Raw genomic sequence first — 24,304 nt, forward strand, 5'->3', positions numbered from 1 at the left:
GGCTAGACGTGCTGGCCGCCGTTGACGTGGATCTCGGCACCGTTGACGTAAGACGCGCCTCTGGTGCAGAGGAAATGGATCAGTGCCGCGACTTCTTCCGGCTGGCCCAGCCGGTGCAGCGGGATGTCGCGCTCGACGATCTGTTCGGTGCCGGACGACAGGATCGAGGTGTCGATCTCGCCCGGTGAGATGGCGTTGGCGCGCACGCCGAACCGGCCGAAGTCATGCGCCATCTCGCGGGTCAGCGCCAGCAGCGCCGCCTTCGACGCGGCATAGGCCACGCCGGCGAACGGGTGCACGCGCGAACCGGCGATCGAGGTGACGTTGATGACGCTGCCGCCCGCCGCCTGCAGCTCGGGGAACAGGCCGCGGGCCAGCAGCGCGGTGGCGAACAAGTTGACGTTGAACACCTGCAGCCAGGTGGCGTAGTCGCTTTCCAGCACGCCGAGGCGCTGCCCCTGCGGACCTTTCGGCGAAATGCCGGCGTTGTTGACCAGCGCATCCAGCCGGCCGCCGAGCTTGGCGCGGATCAGCGGCAGGCTGCGCTCGACACCGTCGATGTCGCCGAGATCGAGGTGGATGTGGTTGAACTGGCCCTCGGCCCACGGGCATTCGCTCGCCCAGTCATGGCGCGAGGCGGTGAAGATCCGCCAGCCGGCGGCGTGAAAGTGCTTGACCGTGGCGTGGCCGATGCCGCGGCTGGCGCCCGTCAGTAACAGAGTCTTCTGTTCGCTCATCGATGCCGTCCACACAGTGCGCAAGTAAAGCGTTGCAGTGATGATGATGCATGACAAAACATGATGCATCATATTTTATCGCATGCTTAAATGGCCGCCACGAACCGCGCAACCTGAGCGCAGCTCGCCGGCCCCCACGCCCGGCAACTCGCCGACGCCCGCCGGCTCCCCGCAGATCCTCTTGGAGCCCACGCAGTGCCCAGCACCCCGCCCCCGATCCACGATCCTCTGCTGCAGACCGCCCCGGCGCAGGTATCAGTGCAACAGGCCGCCGCCATCGCCCGCGAATACTTCGGCCTCGACGGCTCGCTGCAGCGCCTGGCCGGCGAGCGCGACCTGAATTTCCGCATCGATGCGCCCGCTGGCAGCCGCCTGCTCAAGCTCTCCCACCCGCTCGAAGACCCGCAGGTGGTGGACTTCCAGAACGGCGCCCTGCTGCAGCTGCAGCGGCTCGACCCCGAGCTGCCGGTGCAGCGCGTCTACCCCGCCGCCGACGGCGCCTGCCGCGTCTGGGTCGAGGTCGACGGCCAGCGCATGCTGGCGCGGCTGCTGTCCTTCGTCGACGGCCTGCCGCTGCATCGCGTGGAGCGGCGCACGCCGGCACTGCAGCGCGCGCTCGGCACAGCGCTGGCGCGGCTCGACCGCGCGCTGCACGACTACGAGCATCCGGCCGCCCGCCGCGAACTGCTGTGGGATCTGCAGCTGGCGCCGCGCCTGCGGCCATTGCTGGCGCACATCACCGAGCGCGGGCAGCGGGCGCTGGTCGAGCGCGCCCTCGATGCCTTCGAGCTGCACGCGCAGCCGCGCCTAGCGCAGCTGCGCGCGCAGGTCATCCACAACGACCTCAATCCGCACAACGTCATCGTCGCCGCCGAACCGCCCGAGCAGCTGCGCAACATCATCGACTTCGGCGACATGGTGCACGCGCCGCTGATCAACGACGTCGCCGTGGCCGCCGCCTACCAGCTCGACACGGACGGCGACGTGCTCGCGCCGGCGCTGACCTTCATCGCCGCCTATCACCGCGGCAATCCGCTGCAGGCCGCCGAGCTGGAGATCCTCGCCGAGCTGATCGCCACCCGTCTGCTGCTGACGCTGAGCATCACCGCCTGGCGCGCCAGCCTGTACCCGGAAAACCGCGACTACATCCTGCGCAACGCCGGTCAGGCCCGCGCCAGCCTGCAGGGGCTGGCTGCGCTGCCGCGCGCCGAAGTGCAGGCGCGCATCCTCTGCGCCTGCCACGAGGAATCGCCCGCATGACCATGATCAACGGCTTCAGCCCGGCCGATGCCGCGCGCCTGGACGCGCGCGAGCGCCAGCTGATCGAGCGCCGCGAGCGCCTGCTCGGCCCGGCCTACCGGCTGTTCTACGAACACCCGCTGCACACCGTGCGCGGCGAAGGCGTGTGGCTCTACGACGCCGCGGGCCGCCGCTACCTCGACGCCTACAACAACGTCGCCTCGGTCGGCCACTGCCATCCGCGCGTGGTCGAAGCCATCGCCCGCCAGGCGGCGGTGCTGAACACCCACACCCGCTATCTGCAGGACGGCATCCTCGACTACGCCGAAGACCTGCTGAGCACCTTCCCCGCCGAGCTCGGTCAGGTGATGTTCACCTGCACCGGCAGCGAGGCCAACGACCTGGCACTGCGCATCGCCCGCCACTACACCGGCGGCAGCGGCGTGATCGTCACCCGCTTCGCCTACCACGGCGTCACCGGCGACATCGCCGAGCTTTCGCCGGCGCTCGGCAGCGGCATCACGCTGCCGGCGCATGCGCGCACCGTGCGCGCGCCGGACGCCTACCGCCTCGGCGCCGCACAGGTCGCCGCCACGCTGGCCGCCGACGTGCGCACCGCCATCGCCGATCTGCGCGCCCACGGCATCCAGCCCGCCGCGCTGCTGCTCGACGGCATCTTCGCCAGCGACGGCGTGTTCCCCGAGCCGGCCGGTTTCCTGGCCGAGGCCGTGGCCGCGGCCCGTGCCGAGGGCCTGCTCTACATCGCCGACGAGGTGCAAAGCGGCTTCGCCCGCACCGGCGAGCGGATGTGGGGCTTCCAGCGTCACGGCGTGCAGCCGGATCTGGTGACGCTGGGCAAGCCGATGGGCAACGGCCAGCCGCTCGCCGGCGTGGTGGCGCGCGCCGAGGTGCTCGCCCGCTTTGGCCACAGCGTGCGCTACTTCAACACCTTCGGCGGCAACCCGGTGAGCTGCGCCGCCGGCCAGGCGGTGCTCGACGTGATCCGCGACGAGGGCCTGCAGCAGCGCTCGGCGCAGACCGGCGCCTATCTGCTGGCGGGCTTGCGCGCGCTGGCCGCGCGCCATGCGCTGATTGGCGACGTGCGCGGCGCCGGACTGTTTCTCGGCGTCGAGCTGGTCGGCGAGCGCACCGGCAAGACGCCGGCAGCGCTGCAGACGCGCCGGGTGGTCAACGCCATGCGCGAGCGCGGCGTGCTGATCAGCGCCGCCGGCCCGCAGGAGAACATCCTCAAGATCCGGCCGCTGCTGGTCTTCGAGCAGGAGCACGCGGACCTGCTGCTCGACACCCTCGACGCGGCGCTGAGCGCGCTGGACTGAGCCAGCCGCGGCGCTTCACCGGCCTCAGCTTTCAGCCCGGCGCGTCGTCGGCCGGCAGCGCGGCGAGCAGTTCCTGCAGGATGCCGCAGTCAGCGGCGCGCTGGCCGCTGGCGCAGTGGCTGCGCAGCTCGCTGAGCTGGCGTTCGAGCGCCTGCAGGCCGGCGATGCGGGTGCGCACGCGCGCCAGGTGCTGGTCGATCAGGTCATTGATGTGCTGGCAGCTGCGCTCCGGCGCGGCGAGAAAATCGAGCAGCTCGCGGATTTCGGCGAGCGGCATGTCGAACGCGCGGCAGTGACGGATGAAGGCCAGGCGCTGCAGCTGCGCCGGACCGTAGCGGCGATAGCCGCTGGCGTCGCGCGGCGGCGGCGGCAGCAGGCCCTCACGCTCGTAGTAGCGCACGGTCTCGACCTCCGTGCCGGCGTGGCGCGCCAGTTCGCCGATGCGCATCACATCCTCCCGCGGGCTTGACCCCGTAGCGACTCCAGACTGCAGCATGCACCCATCGACCCGATGAGGACCACGCCATGTCCGCCTGTTGCTGCAACACTCCGAGCCCGAACGCGCAGGGCCCGTCGCCACGCTACCGCCGCGTGCTGTGGATCGCGCTGTTCGCCAATGCCGCGATGTTCGTCGTCGAGCTGATCGCCGGCGCCCGCGCCGGCTCGACCTCTCTGCTCGCCGATGCGCTCGATTTCTTCGGCGATGCCGCCAATTACGGCGTCAGCCTGTGGGTGCTCGGCGCCAGTCTGCTCTGGCGCGCGCGGGCCTCGATCGCCAAGGCGCTGACGATGGGGGCCTTCGGCCTCGGCGTGCTCGGCTCAACGCTGTGGCATCTGCTCGCCGGCGGCGTGCCGCAGGCCGAGACCATGGGCGTGGTCGGCCTGCTCGCGCTCGCCACCAACGTCGGCGTCGCCGCGCTGCTCTACGCCTGGCGCGAGGGCGACAGCAATATGCGCAGCGTCTGGCTGTGCTCACGCAACGACGCCTTCGGCAACCTCGCGGTCATCGCCGCCGCCGCCGGCGTGTTCGGTACCGGCAGCGCCTGGCCGGACCTGCTGGTGGCGACGATCATCGCCTCGCTGGCGCTGTCGGCCTGCATTCAGGTGCTGCGCCATGCCCGTCAGGAACTCGCCACACCGGCCACGGTGAGCGCCTGCGGCGACTGAAGCCGCTGCGCGGGCGGCGCTATCATGCCGCCCCCGTCATTGCCGGCCGTCGTCATGTCCACCGCCTCCGCTCCCGCCCCCGCCGTTGCCCTGAGCCCGCTGCTGATCGCCTGCCTGGCCGCGACCTGGATCATCTGGGGCTCGACCTATCTGGCGATCCGTTTCGCGCTGGAGAGCTTTCCGCCGTTCTTCGGCATGGGCACGCGCTTTCTGCTCGCCGGCGCACTGCTGCTCGGCTGGGCGCGCTGGCGCGGCGCGGCCTGGCCCGAGCGCCGGCAGTGGTGGCATGCGCTGATCGTCGGCGCGCTGATGGTCGGCGGCGGCATGGGCGGCACCGCCTATGCCGAGCAGAGCGTCGGCTCCGGCCTGGTGGTAGCGTTCATCGCCATCATTCCGCTGATGATCACGCTGCTCAACCGGCTGTGGGGCGTGCGCCCGGCGCCGGGCGAGCTGGCCGGCATCGCCGTCGGCCTGTGCGGCGTGCTGCTGCTGACCCGCGGCGCCGGCTTTGCAGCCTCGCCGGTCGGGCTGCTGGCGATCGTCATCGCCTGCCTCACCTGGTCGCTCGGCAGCGTGCTCAGCCAGCGCCGGCTGCCCCTGGCGGCCGGGGCGATGGGCTTTGCCAGCGAGATGCTCGGCGGCGGCGCGGTGCTGCTGGTGCTGGCGGCGCTCAGCGGCGAGCAGCCGCAGTGGCCGACGCCGCTGGCCGCCGGCGCCTGGCTGTACCTGGTGGTGTTCGGCTCGCTGATCGCCTTCAACGCCTACATGATGCTGCTGGCGCTGGCACCGGCCGGACTGGCGTCGAGCTATACCTTCGTCAATCCGCTGATCGCGATGCTGCTCGGCGTCGCCCTCGGCGGCGAGACGATCACGCACTATGAATGGTTCGCCGCCGGCATCATCCTCACCGGCGTCGTGCTGCTGCTGTATGGTCGGCGCGACCACTGAGGCGCGAATCTTCTACGCGAGGAAGCCCCACCGATGAGCGATCGGCGCAGCACAGGCATCAGCCTGACCTTCTACGTCCCCGAAAGCCGCCGCCTGCACGGCCGCCTGGCCTACGAATGGCTGCTCGAACAGGCCCTCAAGGCCGGCTTGCACGGCGGCTCGGCGTTTCACGCGCTGGCCGGCTTCGGCCGCGCCCACCGCCTGCACGAAGCAGCCTTCTTCGAACTCGCCGGCGATACGCCGGTGGCGGTGAACTTCGTCGTCAACGCGGACGAGGAAACCCGGCTGTGGGCGCTGCTCGAAGCCGAGGGCGTGTCGCTGTTTTATGTGCGCGAGCCGGTCGAATACGGCGTGCTCAACGGCAGCGTGGACTGAACGCAGAAAAGGCGGCTCGCGGCCGCCTTTTGCGTGGATCGGGCCGGCTCGCCGGCTCAGCTGAAGTCCGGCTGCACCGGCTTGGCCACCGGCTTGCCGGCGGCGGCCCAGGCATCGAAGCCGCCGGTGATCGAGCAGACATCGAGATAGCCCATCGCCTTCAGCGACAGTGCCGCCAGCGCCGCACGACCGCTGGTCTTGCAGTAGATCACCAGCTTGAGGTTGCGCGGCTCCAGCGCCGGGTTGCTGGAGAGCTGGAATTCCAGCACGCCGCGCGGAATGTTGATCGCGCCGGGCACGTGGCCGGCGGCGTATTCCTCCGGCTCGCGCACGTCGATCAGCACGTCGGCCTCGCGCACGGCGCCATCGGCGTGCGCCACGTCCACTTCGTCGATTTGCGCCTTGGCAGCGGCAACCAGATCGAGCGCTGTTTTCATCGGCTGTCCTCCTAACGATGTCGCGGGAGCGGCGATGGTAACGGAACGATCCAGCATTTTCTAATCTTCGCAGATACGAAAATTCAGTCGCCCGCCCTCAGCGCACGGCGAACTGGCCGCCGAGACTGGTCGTCAGCTGGCGCCAGTCCTCGCGCTCCGGCAACCCCGGCTTGCGTGCACCGAAGAACAGCGCGACGTTTTCGCCGGCGGCATCGAACAGCTCGATCGAGGTGATGTCGCCGTCATAGCTCGGCTTGCGCACGCACCAGGCGCTGGCGACCAAGTCGGTGCGCAGGTGCAGGCTGAAGTTCTCATCGAGTACGTTGAGCCACGGCCCGCGCATCTCGACGTGCTGCACCAGCCCGGTGTGCACCTGCACGATGCCGGGGTTCATCGCCAGCACCATGATCGGCTGGCCACTCTGCGCGGCGGCCTGCAGCAGCCGCTGCGGCGCATCCAGCGGCAGCGGCACGGCGTAGTGCGGACCGGCCAGGCGCAGCGCCTGCTGACGGCCGAGCACGTGGTGCGCGAGCATCGGGGCGAAGGCGTGCACGTCGTGCAGCCCGTCCCAGTGACGGCGCAGGGTTTCGACGTCGACGTCGGCATCCGGGCGCTCCGGTGCCGGCGCTTCCGGCGGCTCCACCGTCTGTTCCGGCGACTGGTCCTCAGCCGCCCAGTCACAGGCGAAGTCTTCCCAGGCGCTGAGGCCGGCCGGCTCGGTGACATAGACCTTGTGCAGCGCGCGGCCATCGGCGGCGAAGAACTGCAGGCTGTGACGGTCGCCCTCGGCGACGGCGAAGCCATGCGCCCACTGCGACATGAACAGGCGCAGGTCGATGTCCTCACCGCGGGCGATGCCCATCTGGTCACCGATGTCGAGGCGCTCGTAGCAGCCGGTCTTTTCGTGGACGACGACTTCGTTGCGGCTCAGCACCATCACCCGCCCCAGGCGCGGCAGTTCGCGCAGGCGCCGATGCCACGGCCCGCTCAGGCGGGTGACACCGTCGCCACAGCGGGTGGCGAGCAGCTGCATTTCGGTGCTGCCGAGGCGCGCGGCCGCGTCCCGGATGCGCAGGCCCGGCGTGGCGGCGCGCAGAGCGTCCCAGGCTTCGCGCAAAACGGTGGCGCCGGCTCCGGCGTCGATCAGGTCGGCGGATGAATGCGACGTCATACGGTGATCCTCATCAAGTCGTGTCGACCCCGGCGCTGGCGGTTCCTGCTGAGCAGGGCGCCGGAGTTTACTGCCCGCGCGTGTCGATCGCTGCATCAAACGGTGGCGGAGTGTGTCCACCCGCGTTCTTGCGACCGGCTGTGACAACCGCCGTCGGCAAAGTGCCGCGGCCGCGCCGCGCAGGCTCTAAAAAAAGCTGCATCCAGCAACGATTTGTGCTGTGCGTCAAGCCCAAATCGACAGATGGTGTTGACACCCACACGCATGCAGCTTGTTATTACAAATGCAAAATGTTCTTATTTAAGACATCACTGTATTTGACCAGCTCATCTGCCCGGAGGTTTCGCGTGTCTGTCGCCCGTCCCCTGCTGCTCGCCGTCGCTCTGGCGACCTCGCCACTCGCCCTGCACGCCGCTGCGCCGGTCAGCGAGCAAGCCGTCGTCGCCCATTACGCCGAGCTGGTCTACGCCAACTACAGCGATGCCCTGAACGCGGCGCGTGAACTGCAGCAGGCGGTGCAGTCCTTCGTCACCGCGCCGAGCGAGGCCGGGCTGATCGCCGCGCGCAAGAGCTGGCTGGCGGCGCGCGAGATCTACGGCCAGACCGAGGCGTTCCGCTTCTACGCCGGCCCGATCGACGACGAAAACGGCCCCGAGGGCCGCATCAATGCCTGGCCGCTCGATGAGTCCTACATCGATGCGGTCAAGGGCCAGCCGCAGTCCGGCATCATCAACGACCCGCAGGTGACGATCAGCGCCGAGTCGCTGTCGGCGCTCAACGAAAAGGACGGCGAGGAAAACATCGCCACCGGCTGGCATGCGATCGAGTTCCTGCTGTGGGGGCAGGACTTCGACCCGAACGGTCCCGGCTCGCGCAGCTACAAGGATTTCGTCGACGCGCCGAACGCCGAGCGCCGCCGCCAGTACCTGAGCACCGTCACCGATCTGCTGGTGCGCGATCTGGCCACCGTCACCGAAGCCTGGGCGCCGCACGCCAAGAACTACCGCGCCGCCTTCGTCGCCGAGCCGCCGCGCGATGCGCTGAAGAAAATCCTCGTCGGCCTCGGTTCGCTGTCGCGCGCCGAGCTGGCCGGCGAGCGCATGGAGGTCGCGCTCGACAACCGCGATCAGGAAGACGAGCACTCCTGCTTCAGCGACAACACCCACCGCGACATCGTCAGCAACGCGCTCGGCATCCGTAACGTCTACTTCGGCCGCTACGTGCGCGCCGACGGCCAGGTGATCGAGGGGCCGTCGGTCAATGCACTGCTGGCCGCCAAAGACGCCAAGCTCGCCACCAGACTCGGCAAGGCGCTCGATCATTCCGTCGGCCGCGCCGCGGCGATCCATGCACCGTTCGACCGCGAGATCGTCGACGATGCCGGCCGCGCCCGCGTCAAGGCGACGGTCGATGCGCTCAAGGCGCAGACCACCGACATCGTCCAGGCGGCGAAGAAGCTCGGCATCAGCAGCCTCAACGTCAACGGCTGAGCGACCATGCACAAGCCTTTCCTGCTCCCGCTGCTGCTGGCAGCGGGCCCGCTCGCGCAGGCCACGCCCGACCCGCAGACGCTGTCCGGCGGTGACACCACGGTGTTCGAAGACGGCCGCGATGCCTTCTCGCTGTCCTCGCGCAATCTCGACGAGGACCGGCGCAGCGATTTCTTCGTCGGCAATTCCTTCTTCAAGAAGAACTGGGTCGCCGCCCCGGCCTCGACCACCGCGCGCGACGGCCTCGGCCCGCAGTTCATCGGCCGCTCCTGCTCGGCCTGCCACGTGCTCGACGGCCGCGGCCAGCCGCCGCAAAGCCCTGCAGAACAGCCGGTGTCGCTGCTGATCCGCCTGTCGATCCCCGGCGAGGCCAGCCCGCAGCTCGGCGTGGTGCCGGAACCGACCTACGGCGACCAGTTCAACAACGACGCCATTCCCGGCGTGCGCGCCGAGGGCAAGGTGCGCATCCGCTACGAAGAACACCCCGGCCAGTTCGCCGACGGCGAGCCCTACTCGCTGCGCCAGCCGCACTATGAGCTGAGCGATCTCGGCTACGGCCCGCTGCATCCGCAGACACTGCTGTCACCGCGCATCGCGCCGCAGCTGATCGGCCTCGGCCTGATCGAAGCGATTCCGGCCGAAGTGATCCTCGCCCGCGCCGACCCGGACGACCGTGACGGCGACGGCATCTCCGGGCGGGCGAATTACGTCTGGAACGCCGCCAGCCAGCGCACCGAGCTGGGCCGCTTCGACTGGAAGGCCAATTCGGCGTCGGTCGCCCATCAGGTCGCCGCCGCCTTCAACGGCGACATCGGCATCACCTCGGCACTGTTCCCGCAGCAGGCCTGCACGCCGGCGCAGCACGACTGCGCGGCGGCGCCGAACGGCGGCGAACCGGAGATCGACGCCGAGCTGCTGCGCAAGGTGGTGTTCTACACCATGCAGCTGGCGCCGCCGGCCTTCCGCCGCTGGGATGATCCGGCGGTGCAGCGCGGCCGGGTGCAGTTCAGCGCGCTCGGCTGCGCCAGCTGCCACGTGCCGGAATACCGCACCGGCACGCTCGCCGGCTTCCCCGAGCTGTCGCAGCAGACCATCCGTCCGTACAGCGACTTTCTGCTGCACGACATGGGCCCGGCGCTGGCCGACGGTCGCCCGGACTTCGCCGCCGGCGGCGGCGAGTGGCGCACACCGCCGCTGTGGGGCATCGGCCTGTTCCCGGCCGTCAACCGCCATTCGAACTATCTGCATGACGGTCGCGCCCGCAGCCTGCTCGAAGCCGTGCTCTGGCACGGTGGCGAGGCCGAAGCCGCCAAGCAGCGCGTGCTGACGCTCGACAAGACCGCACGCGCAGACCTGATCGCCTTTCTCAAAGCGCTATGAGCATGCCCCTACCGCCCACATCGCCCGCCACCCGCCACGCCGCCTGGCTGCTGGCCGGCCTCGCCCTGCTCAGCTCCGCGGCGCAGGCGGCGACGCCGGCGCAGCGCTTTCTGCAGGCGCTGGCCGAGCACGAATTCCTGCCGGCCTACCAGGGCTTCGCTGCCGACAGCGCCGCCCTCGCCAAAACCAGCGCAGCGCTGTGTACCCGGGCGGACGCGGAAAAACTGCAGCTGGCACGCGCGCAATGGCGCGCGGTCTACCTGCGCTGGCGCGGTCTCGATGCCATCCAGTTCGGCCCGGCGCTCGATCTGCGCGTCGGCCGCGCGCTCGACGCCTGGCCGCTGCGCGAATCGCTGTTCCAGCGCCAGCTCGCCAAAGTCGATGCGCACACCGATTTTCGTGAAGTCGGCGCGCAGGCCAAGGGTCTGCCGGCGATCGAGCATCTGCTGTGGCCGTCGACGCCGGCGGCAGACACCACCCTCGGCGAACTCACCGGTGCCCGCTGTAGCTATCTGCAGGGCGCCACGCGCGAACTGGCGCGCGAGGCGCAGATGCTGGCGCTGCGCTGGTCGCCACAGGGCGGCCGCTACGTGCGCGAACTGGCGCTCGCCGGCCATTCGCCGCAGGACGGCCGGCATCACCCCTTCCCCACCGAGCGCGCTGCCCTCGGCGAGCTGGTCAACCGCATCGTCGCCGGGCTCGAAGTCAGCCTGCAGCAGCGTCTGGCGCGTCCGGCCGGCCTCGGGGCCAACGGCGCGCCGCAGCCGGAACGCTTCGAGGCGGTACGCAGCGCCAGCAGCCGTGACGGCCTGCTGGCGCAGCTGGCCGCGCTGCGCCGCGTGCTGCTCGGTGAAAACGGCTTGGCGCCGGGTGTCGATGGCGTGCTGCGCGCCAGCGGCGACGCCGGCATCGAAGCCGCCGACACCGTGCGCGGCCTGCTCGATCACGCCGAACGCAGCCTGCAGGCCCTGCCGGCAGCGCTCGATCAGGGCGTCGGCACGCAGCGTCCGCAGTTCGAAGCCGCGCATCTGGCGCTGCGCTCGCTGCTCAAGGCGATACAGACCGAGCTGGCCCCGAGCCTCGGCATCACGCTGGATTTCAACGAGAACGACGGTGACTGAACGACACATCCCGGACCCCGGCCGCCGCCACCTGCTCGGCGCCCTCGCCGCCGCCGGCCTGCTGGGTGCTTTGCCGGGCACGGCACGACGCGCGCAGGCCGCAGGCACGGCAACCGCCGACTGGCTGCTGTCGGCCTGGGGCGACAGCAGCGGCCGTCACTGGGCCGGCGGTCAGCGCGGCGCCGACGACACGCTGCGCGGCGTCGAGCTGCCGTATCGCGGTCACGGTCTGGCCTTTCACCCGCGCCATCCCGGCCAGCTGATCGCCTGCGCGCGCCGCCCCGGTCAGCGTCTGGCGCGCATCGACCTGGTGGCCGGCCGCGTCGCCTGCTTCATCGACACCGAAGACGGTCGCCACGGCGGCGGCCACGCTGCGTTTTCAGCAGCCGGCGACCTGCTCTACAGCGGCGAGACCGACGCTGATCGCGGCCGCGGCGTCATCGTCGTCCGCGATCCGCTGACGCTGGCGCCGCGCGCCGAATGGGATGCCCACGGCGTCGAACCGCATGAGCTGTGCGTACTCGCCGACGGCAGCCTGATCGTCGCCAACGGCGGCCTGCAGCTCGACCCGGCGACCGGCCGCCGCGTGCTCAACCGCGGTGCCACCGACTCCAGCCTGGTCCGGCTCGACGGCCGCGACGGCCGCCTGCTCGACCGCTGGCAGCTGGCCGACCGCGAACAGAGCCTGCGCCATCTCACCGTCGGCGCCGATGGCACGCTGTGGATCGGCCTGCAGCATCAGAGCGCCGACAATGATGTCGCCGTCCTCGCCCGCCTTGAGCGCAGCGGCCGGCTCAGCGAATGCGCGACGCCCGCGGCGGTACAGAGCACGCTCGCCGCCTATTGCGCCAGCCTCGCCGCCGATCCGCGCAGCGGCCAGCTGGCGATCAGCTGCACACGCGGCGACCGCGTGCTGCTGTTCGCCGCCGACGGCCGCTGGCTCAGCGCCCATGCACTCGCCAGCGCCTCCGGCGTCTGCTTCAGCGCTGGCCACTTCATCGCCAGCGGCGAACGCGGCGACCTGCTGCTGCTCGACCCGCAGCGGCCCGACGCCGCCAGCCGCATCGCCACCGGCACACGCTGGGACAACCACCTCTACGCCGCACCGCTCACCTGACGCGGCGACCGCAGTTTATCCACAGAAGCTGTGGGCAACTCTGGGGACGAGTGCGGAAAAACCACCGACGACAGCACTGCGCGACAACGGGCGGAGTTTTGCGCAGGGCGAGTACCGCAGCGACGGCCGCGCCCCTCGGCGGCTCGGCGGCTCGGCGGCAAGCATCGAACAGACGGTGCCGCGAGCGCCCAAGGAATGAGCAGGCCGAAATCAGGCCGGACCGCAAAGCTTCATCTGCTTGAATAAACGATCAGCCGGTCATCTTGCGAAATCCGCCGCTGCAAACACCTTGGGCGGAAGCGGCCGTCATCGGGACAGGCGTTTACAAGGACAGCGCTGTCCGTTATCAGCCGTGCACCCGTTTGCTTGCGAGGAGACTTCGCATGGAGCAATTCACTGGCGGTTGCCTGTGCGGCAGTGTCCGATTCGTGGCCTCGGGTCGACCCTATCGGGTCGGCATTTGCCATTGCCTCGACTGCCGCAAACATCACGGGGCGCTATTTCACGCTTCCGCGATATTCCCTGAGGACGCGGTGACGATCGAAGGCGAAACACGCGACTACGCCGGACGGTTTTTCTGTCCCCGCTGCGGCTCATCCGTTTTTTCACGCAGCGAGGACGAAATCGAAGTGCACCTGGGATCGCTGGACGCCCCTGACCAACTGGTCCCCAGCTACGAGCTGTGGACCATTCGCCGTGAATCCTGGTTGCCGCCCTTTCCGCTCACGCGGCGATACGAACGCGATCGGAATGCCACGAGCCGATTCGAGGAATGAGGCCGGAATCAGCCGGGAGCCGATATAACAGGATTTAAACTCACATTTGCCTGACGATATCGACCGAAATCTCCACCGCCGGAATCGCGCCCCTGTTTTCAAGCCAGTGCACGGTATTCCTGTCTTCGGGCCAACCCACTCCCGGCCCGTAGTCCGTAGCAACGCCATTTCGATGATCGGTAATCGTGCCTTGCAGTATGTAGACGGTGCCCGGCCGATCTTTATGATCGTGAACCGGGCCAAAGACACCGCCAAGCTCAATCGTCACCATGCGCATGCGCAGCTGACGCCCGGCCATACCCTCGATTTCCGGGCCAAGATCAAGCGTTGAAAGCAATTCCACGGTCACGCCTTTCGTCTCAGGGGCCACCTCTTCATTGCTCATCGTGCTGTCTCCTCTTGTACATCCAAGGACCAAGACATGAGTTAAAGCGCGCTGCGAAACAGCATCAACTCGGATGAATGTTTAGACAACAGCTGCAACGCTCGCCAAGGCATTGATATCCCCGGAGACGACCAATTCGAGATGCTGCGTGATCGTCTCGATTGGCCAATTCCACCATGCCAGCGACTCCAGACGGGCAATGGTGTCAGGATCAAAACGCTGCCTGACTGGTTTGGCAGGGTTGCCACCGACGATGGTGTAGGCAGGGACATCTGCGACCACCACCGAGCGGGAAGATACGATAGCGCCATTGCCAATACTCACACCGGGCATGATGAGTACGTCGTAGCCTATCCAGACGTCATTGCCAATGACGGTGTCACCTTTATAAGACAGCTCACCCGGCTTGGGCATGACCTTTTCCCAACCGTTACCAAAGATCTGAAACGGATAAGTCGAGATACCGGAAAGTTTATGGTTGGCGCCATTCATTATGAATTTGACACCACGTGCAATTGCACAGAACTTACCGATAATCAGCTTGTCGCCGATGAAGGGGAAGTGGTAAAGCACATTACGTTCGAAGCCCTCGGAGTCATCGGGATCGTCGTAATAGGTGTAGTCCCCGACAATGATGTTCGGATTACGTACAGTATTCTTGATAAAGCAAACCTGCGGAAAACCTTCCATTGGATGCTTATTATGTGGATCAGGGCCTGACAATTTTTTCTCCTTGTTTCCAATCTTCTGCGAAGATCTTCCATACCTGAGCAGATAATTTTAACGCTCATATACCGTCTGCCAGTGACTTAAGCCACCTGTTCCGATTCGCGCCGGCTCAGTTCAGCTGGATTGCAAAAATCCACGACGATATGAATGCCAGCGTTCAGGATATCGGATGCCACAGCCAAAGAAGACTGATTGGCGGCTCAGCGATTGGGCGTTACCGAAGAATCGGCCGTAAGCCAGTAAGGCTCGAAGGTATCCGGGTCGGGGGCGAGCAGGTAGCAGACTGGAGACGCCAGAGTGCTGCCGCCGTTACGCGGGTGTTCATCCGGGCCCAGAGGGCGCCATGCCGGGTCTCGCCTGAAGCCGTGTATCTCCTTAAGGGAAACGGGATAGTCCGCCAGCACATCCCGCTGGGCCTGACGGAGAGAAAGCCCCGCATTCAGACCGATGGCGAAGTCGGGTTGCGCCAGCTGCAAAAGATCGTCGACCCAGTGACATACCGGGCATGTATCCGCGGAGCCATAAGCGCGAGTGAAAACGATGAAACCACATGCCGGGCAGGTCAATGCGTATGCGGAGGCAGCAGGCATAGAGAACTCCTCGCCTAATGAGTAAGGACTCGCCCCGCCGAGGAGATCGGCAACCGCACAACGGCATCGCCTGCAGACGTCAGTCAGGTATTCCGCGCTGATGCAAGGGCATGCTCAAGGTTCTGCCGGGCCTGCGCTTCGTACTGGCGGTAAAAATGCTCGGTGCCATAAATGGACTGGCGGGCCATGAATTCCTGAAGGATAGCCTTGCGTTTACGCCAAAACAGCCAATCCGGCACCCATGCGTACTCCTGACGCACCTGCCGTCCATACTCGGCAAACCTTTCCGCAGTGGCGCCAAGAATGGACAGGTCAATATCCACGAGCAAACGCTCATCTGCCGTTTGCGGCAGGGCCGAATGCCGTGTGGCCATGATGAGCGAGTAGACACGCGCCAAACCTTCCGCCGAATAGCCGGCTGACGCCAGCGCCCTTTTGGCCCAGAGCGCACTTTGCTGCTCGTTGTCCTGGCGCTTGACGGCGTAGATCGCGTCGTGAAACCACAACGCCACTTCCACTTCACCAGGATGCTCGGCTCGCCCGAGAACCGGTTCCAGCTTTTCAAGGCATTCACTCAAATGCTGGAGCGTGTGATACCGGCGATGCGCCTCTCTGTAACAGGCGACCAGTTGCTTGAACAAACCATGTGCCGGCTCCGTATGCAGCGCCGACCATGCCCTTCGCCATGAGTGTTCAAGTAACTGCATTGGCTTCCTCTGCGATTGGGTAGACAGCCATGGTGGGCTCTATTCCAACGCTGCCGCGCAACAGCAAATCGAAGGATGGGTATTCCACCCAAGCAGCAAACCGCTCTCCAGACCTCCAACCGCTGCACCGATTGTAAGTTCAGCGCATTGAGCTCAGCTGCCGCCACAAGCGGTCAGCAACGGCTATTAGCCAGACCAGCGACCAGCCAGCTGCGAGCGAATGACACTGAGCGCTTGTACCAGCTTCCCGCGCTTACGCGGCGACTTGAGCTCGGCAGGCAGGCGACTGAGCCAATGGCCATTGGGCCCAACCGGCAGGCCGCGACGGGATGACAGCTGCCGTGAAGTGGGAAGTGGCTTACGTGACAAGACCTCGATGAAATGATCCAGCTGGGCCAAGGCACTGAACTGAAGCTCATGCGATTCGAACTCCACGCGGAGGAAGGCATAACCGAGATGCGGAATAGCGACGGGAGCTGGCGGATCGCATAAGCCCGTTGTCCCCGGGACAGACACGTGCACCCAAAACGCCATCGGCGCAGTTCGCCAGTCCTTCTCGTACGTAAAACGGAACGCAAGCTTCATTTAGGCCCGACGTTCAGCTCAATGGAGATTCCACCGGCAAGCTTTTCCAGCTGACGGAATGTCCAAACCGAAAGCCACCGGCGGCAAAAGCAAAGCGACAAAGGAGCGACGCTTTCTCCGTCTGAGGAAATGCGCCTCATTAGACTATTTTTCACTTAGCGGTTCACCAAGCAGATCACCCCAGCCGAAAACCATTAGAGCATAATTAAGCACTGGTATCGCCTGAGCTTTGTCACCGGGCGCGGCCTCGAACTCGGATCGAAGTACTTCAGCAAGCCATCGCCCCAGTACCGTGTCATCAGGAAGCTCTGCCTCAAAAGCGAGGACATATAATGAATCAGACCAGAGATCGAACATAATTGGAGCCAGCGCTGCAGCGATCTGCACAGACTCAGTGGCTGCGGCTCGTCCTGCACGCCCCCAGGAAATTCGATGTATCTCGAAGCCCGCGGTTTGCGCCTCGAATGTCAGGGGTGACGGGTCTGGTACGAAGACAAATGTTCGCTTGGCAGAAACATCAGCAGCGTTGTTGATGGCACCCAGCTTTTTTTCAAGCTGGGTGAATAGACCGGACACACGACAATCGCGTTCTTCAGCGCTCATGCCATTCGAGCCAGAATGGTGTGCTTTTCTCCCTCACCCCGACCTCAAAATTTCCTTGGCGTTTGCCTCGTGACACAATACATGCTGGACGCCGACAATTCGGCCATTAACCCATAAACAGATTTTTAAATTATAAGAGTAATCATACCTTCCATCTCATAAGAGAACATATTTCCTCAAAAAACAATTACCCTAACGTCAAGCGCTATTTAGTTATCAGAAATCACATACCAACCAGGCACCGCTGAAGCCCACGGCTTTTACCCGCAACCGTTGTCTGCTGCCAGCACGGCGGGTCACTTTCCAGTTCACAGTACGCGCGCCCGGCAAAAGCGCGCTCCGTCAAGACAGGTCCGGCACCAGACATGCGCCTTGCCGAATTTCATCCAACGTACCAGGTGACTTAACCAAACGGCATTACCCTTCACTCCTCACACAAACGCCGCCGCGCCGCTGCGTACTCGCCGGCCAGCTGCTCGATCAGTTCGGCGCAGGGCAGGACCGTGTCGATGCTGCCGACGCCCTGGCCGGCGCCCCAGATGTCGCGCCAGGCTTTGGCGGCGCTGCTGTCGAAGTTCATGGTGCTTTTGTCGCGTGCGGGCAGTGCGGCCGGGTCGAGGCCGGCGGCGCGGATGCTGGCGGCGAGGTAGTTGCCGAGCACGCCGGTGAAGTAGTCGGTGTAGACCACCTCGCTCGCCGTGGCGTCGACCAGCGCCTGTTTGTAGGCGGCGCTGGCGTTGGCTTCGGCGGTGGCGATGAAGCGGGTGCCGATGTAGGCGAGATCGGCGCCCAGTGCCTGGGCGGCGAGGATGTGTTCGCCGCGGCTGATGGCGCCGGACAGGGCGATCGGCCCGTCCCAGAAGCGGCGCACCTCGGCGACCAGCGCGAACGGGCTGAGCGTGCCGGCATGGCCGCCGGCACCGGCGCAGACCAGGATCAGGCCGTCGACGCCGGCGGCAAGCGCGCGCTCGGCGTGGCGCACGCTGATGACGTCGTGGAACACCAGCCCGCCGTAGGCGTGCACCGCCGGCACGATCTCGTCGGGCGCGCGCAGGCTGGTGATGATCAGCGGCACGCGGGCGCGGATGCAGACGTCGAGGTCGTGATCGAGCCGGGTGTTGCTGGCGTGGATGATCTGATTGACGGCGAACGGCGCGATCGGCCGTGCCGGGTCGGCGGCGCGGGCGGCGGCCAGCGCCCGCTGGATGGTCTCGATCCAGGCTTCCAACTGTTCCTGCGGCCGTGCGTTCAGCGCCGGAAAGGCACCGACCAGGCCGCCGAGGCATTGCGCGATCACCAGCTGCGGGTTGGAGACGATGAACATCGGCGCGCAGATCGCCGGCAGGCGCAGGTTCTCGCGCAGCACGGACGGCAGGCGTCCGGCGGGTGTGCGGGGGGCGGGCATGCTTCAGCGTTCCTCCTTCAGGGCGCGGCGCAGGATCTTGCCGACGTTGCTGCGCGGCAGCGCGTCGCGGAACTCGATATGCCGCGGCACCTTGTAGGCGGTCAGCCGCTCGCGGCAGTGCTGCAGCAGGGCCTCGGCGCTGAGCTGCGGATCGCGGCGCACGACGAAGATCTTCACCGCCTCGCCGCAGCGCTCATCGGCGACGCCGACCGCGGCGACCTCGGCCACCCCGGGATGCGACATCACCACCTCCTCGACCTCGTTCGGGTAGACGTTGAAGCCGGACACCAGGATCAGGTCCTTCTTGCGGTCGACCAGATAGAGGAAGCCCTCGGCATCGACATAGCCGACGTCGCCGGTGCGCAGAAAACCATCGGCGTACATCACCTGCGCGGTCTCCGTCAGCCGCTGCCAGTAGCCGGCCATCACCTGCGGACCACGCACGCACAGCTCACCGGCGGCGCCGACGCCGAGTTCGTCGCCCTGCTCGTCACGGATCGAGATCTCGGTCGACGGCAGCGGCAGGCCGATCGACGCGGCGCGCGGCGCCTGCGGCAGGTTGATCGCCACCGCCGGCGAAGCCTCGGTCAGCCCGTAGGCCTGCGTCAGCGCACAGCCGGTGAGCTGCTGCCAGCGCTCGGCGACCGGCCCCTGCACCGCCATGCCGCCGCCGAGCGTCAGCCGCAGCGTGGAAAAATCGAGCTGCGCAAAACCCGGGTGGTTCAGCAGCGCGTTGAACAGCGTGTTGACGCCGCTGATCGCCGTGAAGCGCTCGCGCGCCAGCGCCCGCACCAGACCGTCGAGGTCGCGCGGATTGGCGATCAGCAGGTTCTGCGCGCCCAGGTGCAGGAACAGCAGGCAGTTCGCCATCAGCGCGAACACGTGATAAAGCGGCAGCGCGGTGACGACCCGCTCGCCGCCCGGCTGCAGCTGCGAGCCGACCCAGGCCTGCGCCTGCAGCACGTTGGCGATCATATTGCGGTGCGTCAGCATCGCCCCCTTGGCGATGCCGGTGGTGCCGCCGGTGTACTGCAGAAAGGCCAGATGCTGCGGCGCCACCGCTACCGGCGTAAAGCGCGGCCCGCGCGCCGCCAGCAGCGTCGACAGGCGCTGCGCCTGCGGCAGCGACCAGGCCGGCACCTGCTTTTGCAGGTAGCGGGTGGCGACGTTGGTCAGCGTGCCCCGCAGCGGGCCGAGCAGATCACCGAGCGCGCTGACGACCACCCACCGCGGCCGCGCGGCGGCGGCCACCTGCTGCAGCGTGTGTGCGCAGTGCTCGACGAGGACGATGACCTCGGCACCGGCATCGCTGAGCTGATGTTCCAGCTCGCGCGGCGTGTACAGCGGATTGCAGTTGACCACGCAGCAGCCGGCGCGCAGCGCACCGAACAGGCACACCGGATACTGCAGCAGGTTCGGCAGCATCAGCGCCACCCGCGCACCGCGCGCCACGCCCTGAGCCTGCAGCCAGGCGGCGAAGCGCGCCGACAACACGTCGAGTTCGCGATAACTCAGCCGCGCGCCGAAGCTCCGGTAGGCGGTCTGTTCGGCGTAGCGGCGCACGGCCGCCTCGAACAACGCCACCAGCGTCGGCGGCTCGCTCAGGTCGACCGTCGCCGGTACGCCGGCGGGATAACGCTGCAACCAGATCGGTTCCATCCTCACTCTCCTTTGCCACCGAGCAGCGCGCGTTTGAGCGCGCTGTCGACCGGGTGTGCGCCGAGCCAGATCGACAGCAGCGCGCGGGCGAAGGCGGCGTCGTCGAGACGGCCCTGGCGCTGTTCGTTGACGCTGATGGTCACGCCGCGGGCATCGACATCGAGCGTGATGCGATCGCCGCTGGCGGCTTTGCCGACGCGGCGGAAGATCTCGTCGAGCTCGGCGATGCGCGGCGCGAATCCGGCCAGCTCGGCGGCCGTCAGATTGGCGCGCAGCCCGCTTTCCAGCGCCGCAAACAACGTGTCGGCATCGAGTTCGCGCAGCATGCGCAACTCGATGCGCCGCGGCTCGCGGCTGTCGAGCACGCGCACGGCCTCGTCGCTCGGCTGCGACAGGTAGAGGCCGGCGACGTAGACCTTGAACAGAAAGCGCGTGCGTATGCCGGCGCCGTTGAGGATCAGCGTGCGGCCGTCGAGCGACACGGTCGGCGCCAGCGTCACTCCGGCCAGCTCGGCGGGCAGGGCCGAGGGCAGCGCGACGGCCAGCAGCGCGCCCAGCAGCAGACTGCGCAGCCTGCACGGACGCATGGCGCTCACAGCCGCTCGAACAGGCCGGCGGCGCCCATGCCGGTGCCGACGCACATGCTGACCAGACCGTAACGACCCTGCGTGCGCTGCAGGCCGTGCAGCAGCGTCGCCGTGCGGATGGCGCCGGTGGCACCGAGCGGGTGGCCGAGGGCGATGGCGCCGCCGTGCGGATTGACGCGCGCCGGATCGAGGCCGAGCTCGCGGATCACCGCCAGCGCCTGCGCGGCGAAGGCTTCGTTGAGCTCGATCCAGTCGATGTCATCGAGGCGCACGCCGCTGCGGCCGAGCAGCGGCGGAATCGCCACCAGCGGGCCGATGCCCATCACCTCCGGCGCCACACCGGCGACCGTGTAATCGACGAAGCGCGCCAGCGGCGTCAGGTTTTCCGCGCGCAGCACGCGCTCGCTGACCAGCAGCACCGCGGCGGCGCCGTCGGACATCTGCGAGCTGTTGCCGGCGGTCACCGAACCGCCGGCGGCAAACACCGGCTTGAGCCTGGCCAGTGCCTCGATGCGGCTGTCGGCACGCGGCCCCTCGTCGCTGTCGACCCAGCGCTCACCGAGGCGCACCACCCCGCTCGCCGCGTCGGCGGCGCGCGTGCGCACGCAATACGGGCTGATCTCCGCCGCGAACGCGCCGCTGCTCTGTGCGGCGATGGCGCGGCGGTGCGATTCGGCGGCGAACGCGTCCTGATCCTCGCGCGCAACCTGCCAGCGCCCGGCGACCTTCTCCGCGGTCAGGCCCATGCCGTAGGCGATATCGAGGTGCTCGCTGCCGAACACCGCCGGATTGAACGCCAGCTTGTTGCCGGTGATCTGCGGCATGCAGCTCATCGATTCGGTGCCGGCAGCGAGCATCACCTCGGCGGCACCGAGCTGGATACGCGCCGCGGCATCGGCCACCGCCTGCAGCCCCGAGGCGCAGAAGCGGTTGACGGTGACGCCGGGCACGCTGTCCGGCAGCCCGGCGAGCAAAGCAGCGATGCGGGCGACGTTCATGCCCTGCTCGGCCTCCGGCATCGCGCAGCCGACGATGACATCGCCGATGCGTGCCGGGTCGAGCTGCGGCACCTGAGCGAGGACGCGCGCCAGCACATGCGCCAGCAGATCATCCGGGCGGGTATGGGCAAACGCCCCCTTGCGCTTGCCGACCGGCGTGCGTGTCGCGGCGACGATGTAGGCATCCTGAAGCTGACGGGACATGGCGGACTCCTGCATATGGGTGGCTTCCCGCCCCCGACCCCGCGCCCTGCGGGCGAAGGGCACGCGAAAAAGCGTTTGCCGGCCGTGGCCCGGACGGCACGGGGCCGGTTTGCCCCGCCGCCGGACGGGCTGCCGGCCTTCAGTTGCGCAGCGGTTTGCCGGTTTCGAGCATGTGGCGGATGCGGGCCTGGGTTTCGGCGGTTTGCACCAGTTCGAGGAACAGGCAGCGTTCGAGCGCCAGCAGCCAGGCTTCATCGACGCGGCTGCCGGGATCGAGCTCGCCGCCGCACAGCGCGCTGGCGGCGGCTTTGGCGACACGGTAGTCGTGCGCCGAAATCTGGCCGCCGAGCTGCAGATTGGTCAGCACCATCTCGATGTTGGCGATGCCGGTGATGCCGGCGACCGGGATGGCGCGGACCGGCAGCGGCGGCCTGTAGCCGTTCTCGCTCAGGGCGCGCGCGGCCTTCAGCGCCAGATACAGGCGTTCGTGCGGATTGAAGGCGACGATGTCGCCGGGCTGCGCATAGCCCATGCGCACGGCGTCGAGCGCGCTGTTGGCCACCCGCCCCTGCGCCACCTGCATGAACGCCGGCTGCACGAAGGCAAACACCTCCTCCGGCGTCGCCGTCGCCGCCGCCCGCTCGGCGGCCTGCACGGCGAGCCGGGTACAGCCGCCGCCGGCCGGGATCAGGCCGACGCCGAACTCGACCAGGCCGATGTAGCTCTCCAGCGCCAGCACGCGCTGCGTGCAGTGCATCAGCAACTCGCAGCCGCCACCGAGCGCCAGCCCCTGCACGGCGGCCACGCTCGGCACGCGGGCGTAGCGCAGGGCCTGCGTGGTGCGCTGGAACTTGTCGGCCAGCGCGGCCAGGCGCGCGAACTCGCCGGCGGCGCAGGCCTCGGCCACCTGCTTGAGATTGGCACCGACGGCGAACGGCGCCTCGTGCCAGATCACCAGACCGTCGAGCTCGGCCTCGGCGACTTCGAGCGCCGCCAGCACGCCGTCGAGCACTTCTTCGCCGATCGCATGCATCTTCGACTGCAACGAGACGATGCCGATGCCGGCATCCAGCCGCGGCAGCCGCCACAGGCGCACGCCCGGCTGTTCGAGCAGCGTCTCGCCGATGTCGGCCGCGGCTTCACCGAGGACACGGTCGGGGAACAGCTGGCGGGCGTAGACCGGCAGCGTCGAACGCGGCCGCTCGCGCTGCGTGCGGGCCGACCAGGAGCCGCCGGCATGGTGCACGCCGTCGCGGCCGGGCGTGTGCACCCAGGCCGGCAGCGGCGCCGCGCACAGCGTGCGGCCGGCGGCGATGTCGGCCTCGATCGCCGCCGTCACCGCCGCCCAGCCGGCGGCCTGCCAGATCTCGAACGGCCCCTGCGTCCAGCCGAAGCCCCAGCGCAGCGCCAGGTCGACATCGCGGGCGTTGTCGGCGATGTGTTCGAGCTGCACCGCGCAGTAATGGAACACGTCGCGAAAGATCGCCCACAGGAAACGCGCCTGCGGATGCTCGCTGGCGCGCAGCGCGGCGAAGCGCTCGGGCGCGGCCTGGCGCAGCAGCGCGATGATCCCGGCGTCGACCTGACCGGCCGCCGGCCGGTAGTCGCCGCTGGCCGGATCGAGCACTTCGATCGTGCGTCCCTGCTTGCGGTAGATGCCGAGGCGCGTCTTCTGGCCGAGCGCACCGCGGGCGACCAGCGCCGCCAGCCAGTCCGGCGTCTGAAACAGTGCCCGCCAGGGATCGTCGGGCAGCGTCGCGCGCAGGGTGTCGATGACGTGCACCAGCGTGTCGAGGCCGACCACGTCGGCGGTGCGGTAGCTCGCGCTCTTCGGCCGGCCGATCAGCGGCCCGGTCAGCGCATCGACCTCATCGAAGCCGAGGCCGCAGGCCGCGCCGTGGTGCATCACCGCCAGCAGCGAGAACACGCCGATGCGGTTGGCGAGGAAGTTCGGCGTATCCAGCGCCCGCACCACGCCTTTGCCGAGCTGGCTGACCAGCCAGGTCTCCAGCGCATCGAGCAGGGCCGCGTCGCTGTGCTCGGTGGCGATCAGCTCGACCAGCGTCATGTAGCGCGGCGGGTTGAAGAAATGCACACCGCAGAAGCGCGCCCGCCGCGCCGGCGGCAGCGCCGCCGCCAGCGCCGCCAGTGACAGCCCCGAGGTGTTCGACACCAGGATCGCCGTCGGCGCCAGCGCCGGCTCGATGCGCCGGTACAGCGCTTCTTTCAGGTCGAGGCGCTCGGCGATCGCCTCGATCACCAGCTCGCAGTCGGCGAGACGCGACAGGTCGTGCTCGTAGTCGGCGGCTTCGATGGCGGCCGCCAGCTCCGGGCTGGCCAGCGGCGCCGGCTCCAGCCGGGCGAGTCCGCCGATGGCGCCTCTGGCGATCGCGCGCGAATCATCGGCATCGGCCGGCAGATCGTAGAGCAGCACCTCGATGCGGGCGGCGGCGAGCAGCGCGGCGATCTGCGCGCCCATGACGCCGGCGCCGAGCACGGCGGCGCGGCGGATGCTGAGTCGGCGAGGTTTGTTCATGGCAGTTCCCGGCGTCTCGGC

At 67.9% G+C, this 24,304-nt stretch carries 24 protein-coding genes; 10 read left to right on the top strand and 14 right to left on the bottom strand.

The window, feature by feature from the left end; all coding sequences use genetic code 11:
* Window positions 1-2 precede the first annotated feature (2 nt).
* The gene (locus C7443_RS06115; protein WP_110017714.1) at window positions 3-737 is read right to left on the bottom strand and encodes an SDR family NAD(P)-dependent oxidoreductase; all 735 of its coding nucleotides are present in this window, start codon (window positions 735-737) and stop codon (window positions 3-5) included.
* Window positions 738-932: 195 nt separating this feature from the next.
* On the opposite strand from C7443_RS06115, the gene C7443_RS06120 reads away from it, so the two are divergent.
* Together C7443_RS06120 and C7443_RS06125 are read left to right on the top strand one after the other, a co-directional pair.
* Window positions 933-1,997 carry a phosphotransferase gene (locus tag C7443_RS06120; protein ID WP_110017715.1) on the top strand — a complete coding sequence of 355 codons (1,065 nt, stop codon included), beginning with the start codon at window positions 933-935 and terminating at the stop codon, window positions 1,995-1,997.
* Complete coding sequence (locus C7443_RS06125; RefSeq protein ID WP_110017716.1) at window positions 1,994-3,313, top strand: aspartate aminotransferase family protein; 1,320 nt, start codon at window positions 1,994-1,996, stop codon at window positions 3,311-3,313. The genes C7443_RS06120 and C7443_RS06125 overlap by 4 nt, the downstream gene beginning before the upstream one ends.
* Window positions 3,314-3,344: 31 nt before the next feature.
* Here the strand turns inward: C7443_RS06125 and cadR are convergent, their stop codons facing one another.
* On the bottom strand, window positions 3,345-3,761 hold the full coding sequence (cadR, locus tag C7443_RS06130) for a Cd(II)/Pb(II)-responsive transcriptional regulator (RefSeq protein ID WP_110017717.1): 417 nt from the start codon (window positions 3,759-3,761) through the stop codon (window positions 3,345-3,347).
* Between the two features lie 77 nt (window positions 3,762-3,838).
* Between cadR and C7443_RS06135 the strand changes: the two genes are divergently transcribed.
* Genes C7443_RS06135 through C7443_RS06145 form a run of 3 tightly spaced genes read left to right on the top strand, consistent with a single transcriptional unit; the run spans window position 3,839 to window position 5,803 of the window.
* Complete coding sequence (locus tag C7443_RS06135; RefSeq protein ID WP_110017718.1) at window positions 3,839-4,480, top strand: cation efflux transmembrane domain-containing protein; 642 nt, start codon at window positions 3,839-3,841, stop codon at window positions 4,478-4,480.
* 54 nt (window positions 4,481-4,534) lie between these two features.
* Window positions 4,535-5,428 carry a drug/metabolite exporter YedA gene (gene yedA, locus C7443_RS06140; RefSeq protein WP_110017719.1) on the top strand — a complete coding sequence of 298 codons (894 nt, stop codon included), beginning with the start codon at window positions 4,535-4,537 and terminating at the stop codon, window positions 5,426-5,428.
* A gap of 33 nt (window positions 5,429-5,461) precedes the next feature.
* On the top strand, window positions 5,462-5,803 hold the full coding sequence (locus C7443_RS06145; protein WP_110017720.1) for a DUF190 domain-containing protein: 342 nt from the start codon (window positions 5,462-5,464) through the stop codon (window positions 5,801-5,803).
* Between the two features lie 56 nt (window positions 5,804-5,859).
* Here the strand turns inward: C7443_RS06145 and C7443_RS06150 are convergent, their stop codons facing one another.
* Together C7443_RS06150 and C7443_RS06155 are read right to left on the bottom strand one after the other, a co-directional pair.
* Window positions 5,860-6,240 carry a rhodanese-like domain-containing protein gene (locus C7443_RS06150; protein ID WP_110017721.1) on the bottom strand — a complete coding sequence of 127 codons (381 nt, stop codon included), beginning with the start codon at window positions 6,238-6,240 and terminating at the stop codon, window positions 5,860-5,862.
* A 97-nt stretch (window positions 6,241-6,337) separates the two neighbouring features.
* Complete coding sequence (locus tag C7443_RS06155; RefSeq protein ID WP_170123509.1) at window positions 6,338-7,411, bottom strand: hemin-degrading factor; 1,074 nt, start codon at window positions 7,409-7,411, stop codon at window positions 6,338-6,340.
* A gap of 347 nt (window positions 7,412-7,758) precedes the next feature.
* Between C7443_RS06155 and C7443_RS06160 the strand changes: the two genes are divergently transcribed.
* From C7443_RS06160 to C7443_RS06180, 5 genes are all read left to right on the top strand, one after another.
* Entirely contained in the window at window positions 7,759-8,901 is a 1,143-nt protein-coding gene (locus C7443_RS06160) for an imelysin family protein (protein WP_246004576.1), read from the top strand.
* A gap of 6 nt (window positions 8,902-8,907) precedes the next feature.
* Window positions 8,908-10,281: a di-heme oxidoreductase family protein gene (locus C7443_RS06165; protein ID WP_110017724.1), complete on the top strand. Its 1,374-nt coding sequence runs from the start codon at window positions 8,908-8,910 to the stop codon at window positions 10,279-10,281.
* A gap of 2 nt (window positions 10,282-10,283) precedes the next feature.
* A complete protein-coding gene (locus C7443_RS06170; protein ID WP_170123510.1) occupies window positions 10,284-11,402 on the top strand; it encodes an imelysin family protein in 1,119 nt (372 codons plus the stop codon).
* Window positions 11,395-12,519: a DUF1513 domain-containing protein gene (locus C7443_RS06175; protein ID WP_170123511.1), complete on the top strand. Its 1,125-nt coding sequence runs from the start codon at window positions 11,395-11,397 to the stop codon at window positions 12,517-12,519. The genes C7443_RS06170 and C7443_RS06175 overlap by 8 nt, the downstream gene beginning before the upstream one ends.
* 383 nt (window positions 12,520-12,902) lie before the next feature.
* Window positions 12,903-13,295 (top strand): GFA family protein, encoded by a 393-nt coding sequence (locus tag C7443_RS06180; protein WP_110017727.1) that lies wholly within the window; start codon window positions 12,903-12,905, stop codon window positions 13,293-13,295.
* Between the two features lie 40 nt (window positions 13,296-13,335).
* On the opposite strand, the gene C7443_RS06185 is transcribed toward C7443_RS06180, so the two are convergent.
* The 10 genes from C7443_RS06185 to C7443_RS06225 form a co-directional block, all read right to left on the bottom strand.
* Window positions 13,336-13,680 carry a cupin domain-containing protein gene (locus tag C7443_RS06185; protein ID WP_110017728.1) on the bottom strand — a complete coding sequence of 115 codons (345 nt, stop codon included), beginning with the start codon at window positions 13,678-13,680 and terminating at the stop codon, window positions 13,336-13,338.
* Window positions 13,681-13,761: 81 nt separating this feature from the next.
* The gene (locus C7443_RS06190; protein WP_110017729.1) at window positions 13,762-14,403 is read right to left on the bottom strand and encodes a Vat family streptogramin A O-acetyltransferase; all 642 of its coding nucleotides are present in this window, start codon (window positions 14,401-14,403) and stop codon (window positions 13,762-13,764) included.
* Window positions 14,404-14,609: 206 nt separating this feature from the next.
* Entirely contained in the window at window positions 14,610-14,999 is a 390-nt protein-coding gene (locus tag C7443_RS06195; protein ID WP_110017730.1) for a CPCC family cysteine-rich protein, read from the bottom strand.
* Window positions 15,000-15,082: 83 nt separating this feature from the next.
* The gene (locus C7443_RS06200; RefSeq protein WP_110017731.1) at window positions 15,083-15,706 is read right to left on the bottom strand and encodes an HD domain-containing protein; all 624 of its coding nucleotides are present in this window, start codon (window positions 15,704-15,706) and stop codon (window positions 15,083-15,085) included.
* Window positions 15,707-16,435: 729 nt separating this feature from the next.
* Window positions 16,436-16,894: a hypothetical protein gene (locus C7443_RS19825; protein WP_146213241.1), complete on the bottom strand. Its 459-nt coding sequence runs from the start codon at window positions 16,892-16,894 to the stop codon at window positions 16,436-16,438.
* Between the two features lie 424 nt (window positions 16,895-17,318).
* The gene (locus C7443_RS06205) at window positions 17,319-18,299 is read right to left on the bottom strand and encodes an NAD(P)H-dependent flavin oxidoreductase (RefSeq protein ID WP_110017732.1); all 981 of its coding nucleotides are present in this window, start codon (window positions 18,297-18,299) and stop codon (window positions 17,319-17,321) included.
* A gap of 3 nt (window positions 18,300-18,302) precedes the next feature.
* Window positions 18,303-19,958, bottom strand: coding sequence for an AMP-binding protein (locus tag C7443_RS06210; RefSeq protein ID WP_110017733.1), 1,656 nt, complete (start codon window positions 19,956-19,958; stop codon window positions 18,303-18,305).
* 2 nt (window positions 19,959-19,960) lie between these two features.
* Window positions 19,961-20,545, bottom strand: a complete 585-nt coding sequence (locus tag C7443_RS06215) for a chalcone isomerase family protein (protein WP_146213242.1) — start codon at window positions 20,543-20,545, stop codon at window positions 19,961-19,963.
* 5 nt (window positions 20,546-20,550) lie between these two features.
* Window positions 20,551-21,747 (bottom strand): acetyl-CoA C-acyltransferase, encoded by a 1,197-nt coding sequence (locus tag C7443_RS06220; RefSeq protein ID WP_110017735.1) that lies wholly within the window; start codon window positions 21,745-21,747, stop codon window positions 20,551-20,553.
* 139 nt (window positions 21,748-21,886) lie between these two features.
* On the bottom strand, window positions 21,887-24,283 hold the full coding sequence (locus C7443_RS06225; RefSeq protein ID WP_110017736.1) for a 3-hydroxyacyl-CoA dehydrogenase/enoyl-CoA hydratase family protein: 2,397 nt from the start codon (window positions 24,281-24,283) through the stop codon (window positions 21,887-21,889).
* Between the last annotated feature and the right edge of the window lie 21 nt (window positions 24,284-24,304).

Source organism: Plasticicumulans acidivorans (genome assembly GCF_003182095.1).
GTDB classification, from domain to species: Bacteria; Pseudomonadota; Gammaproteobacteria; order Competibacterales; family Competibacteraceae; genus Plasticicumulans; species Plasticicumulans acidivorans.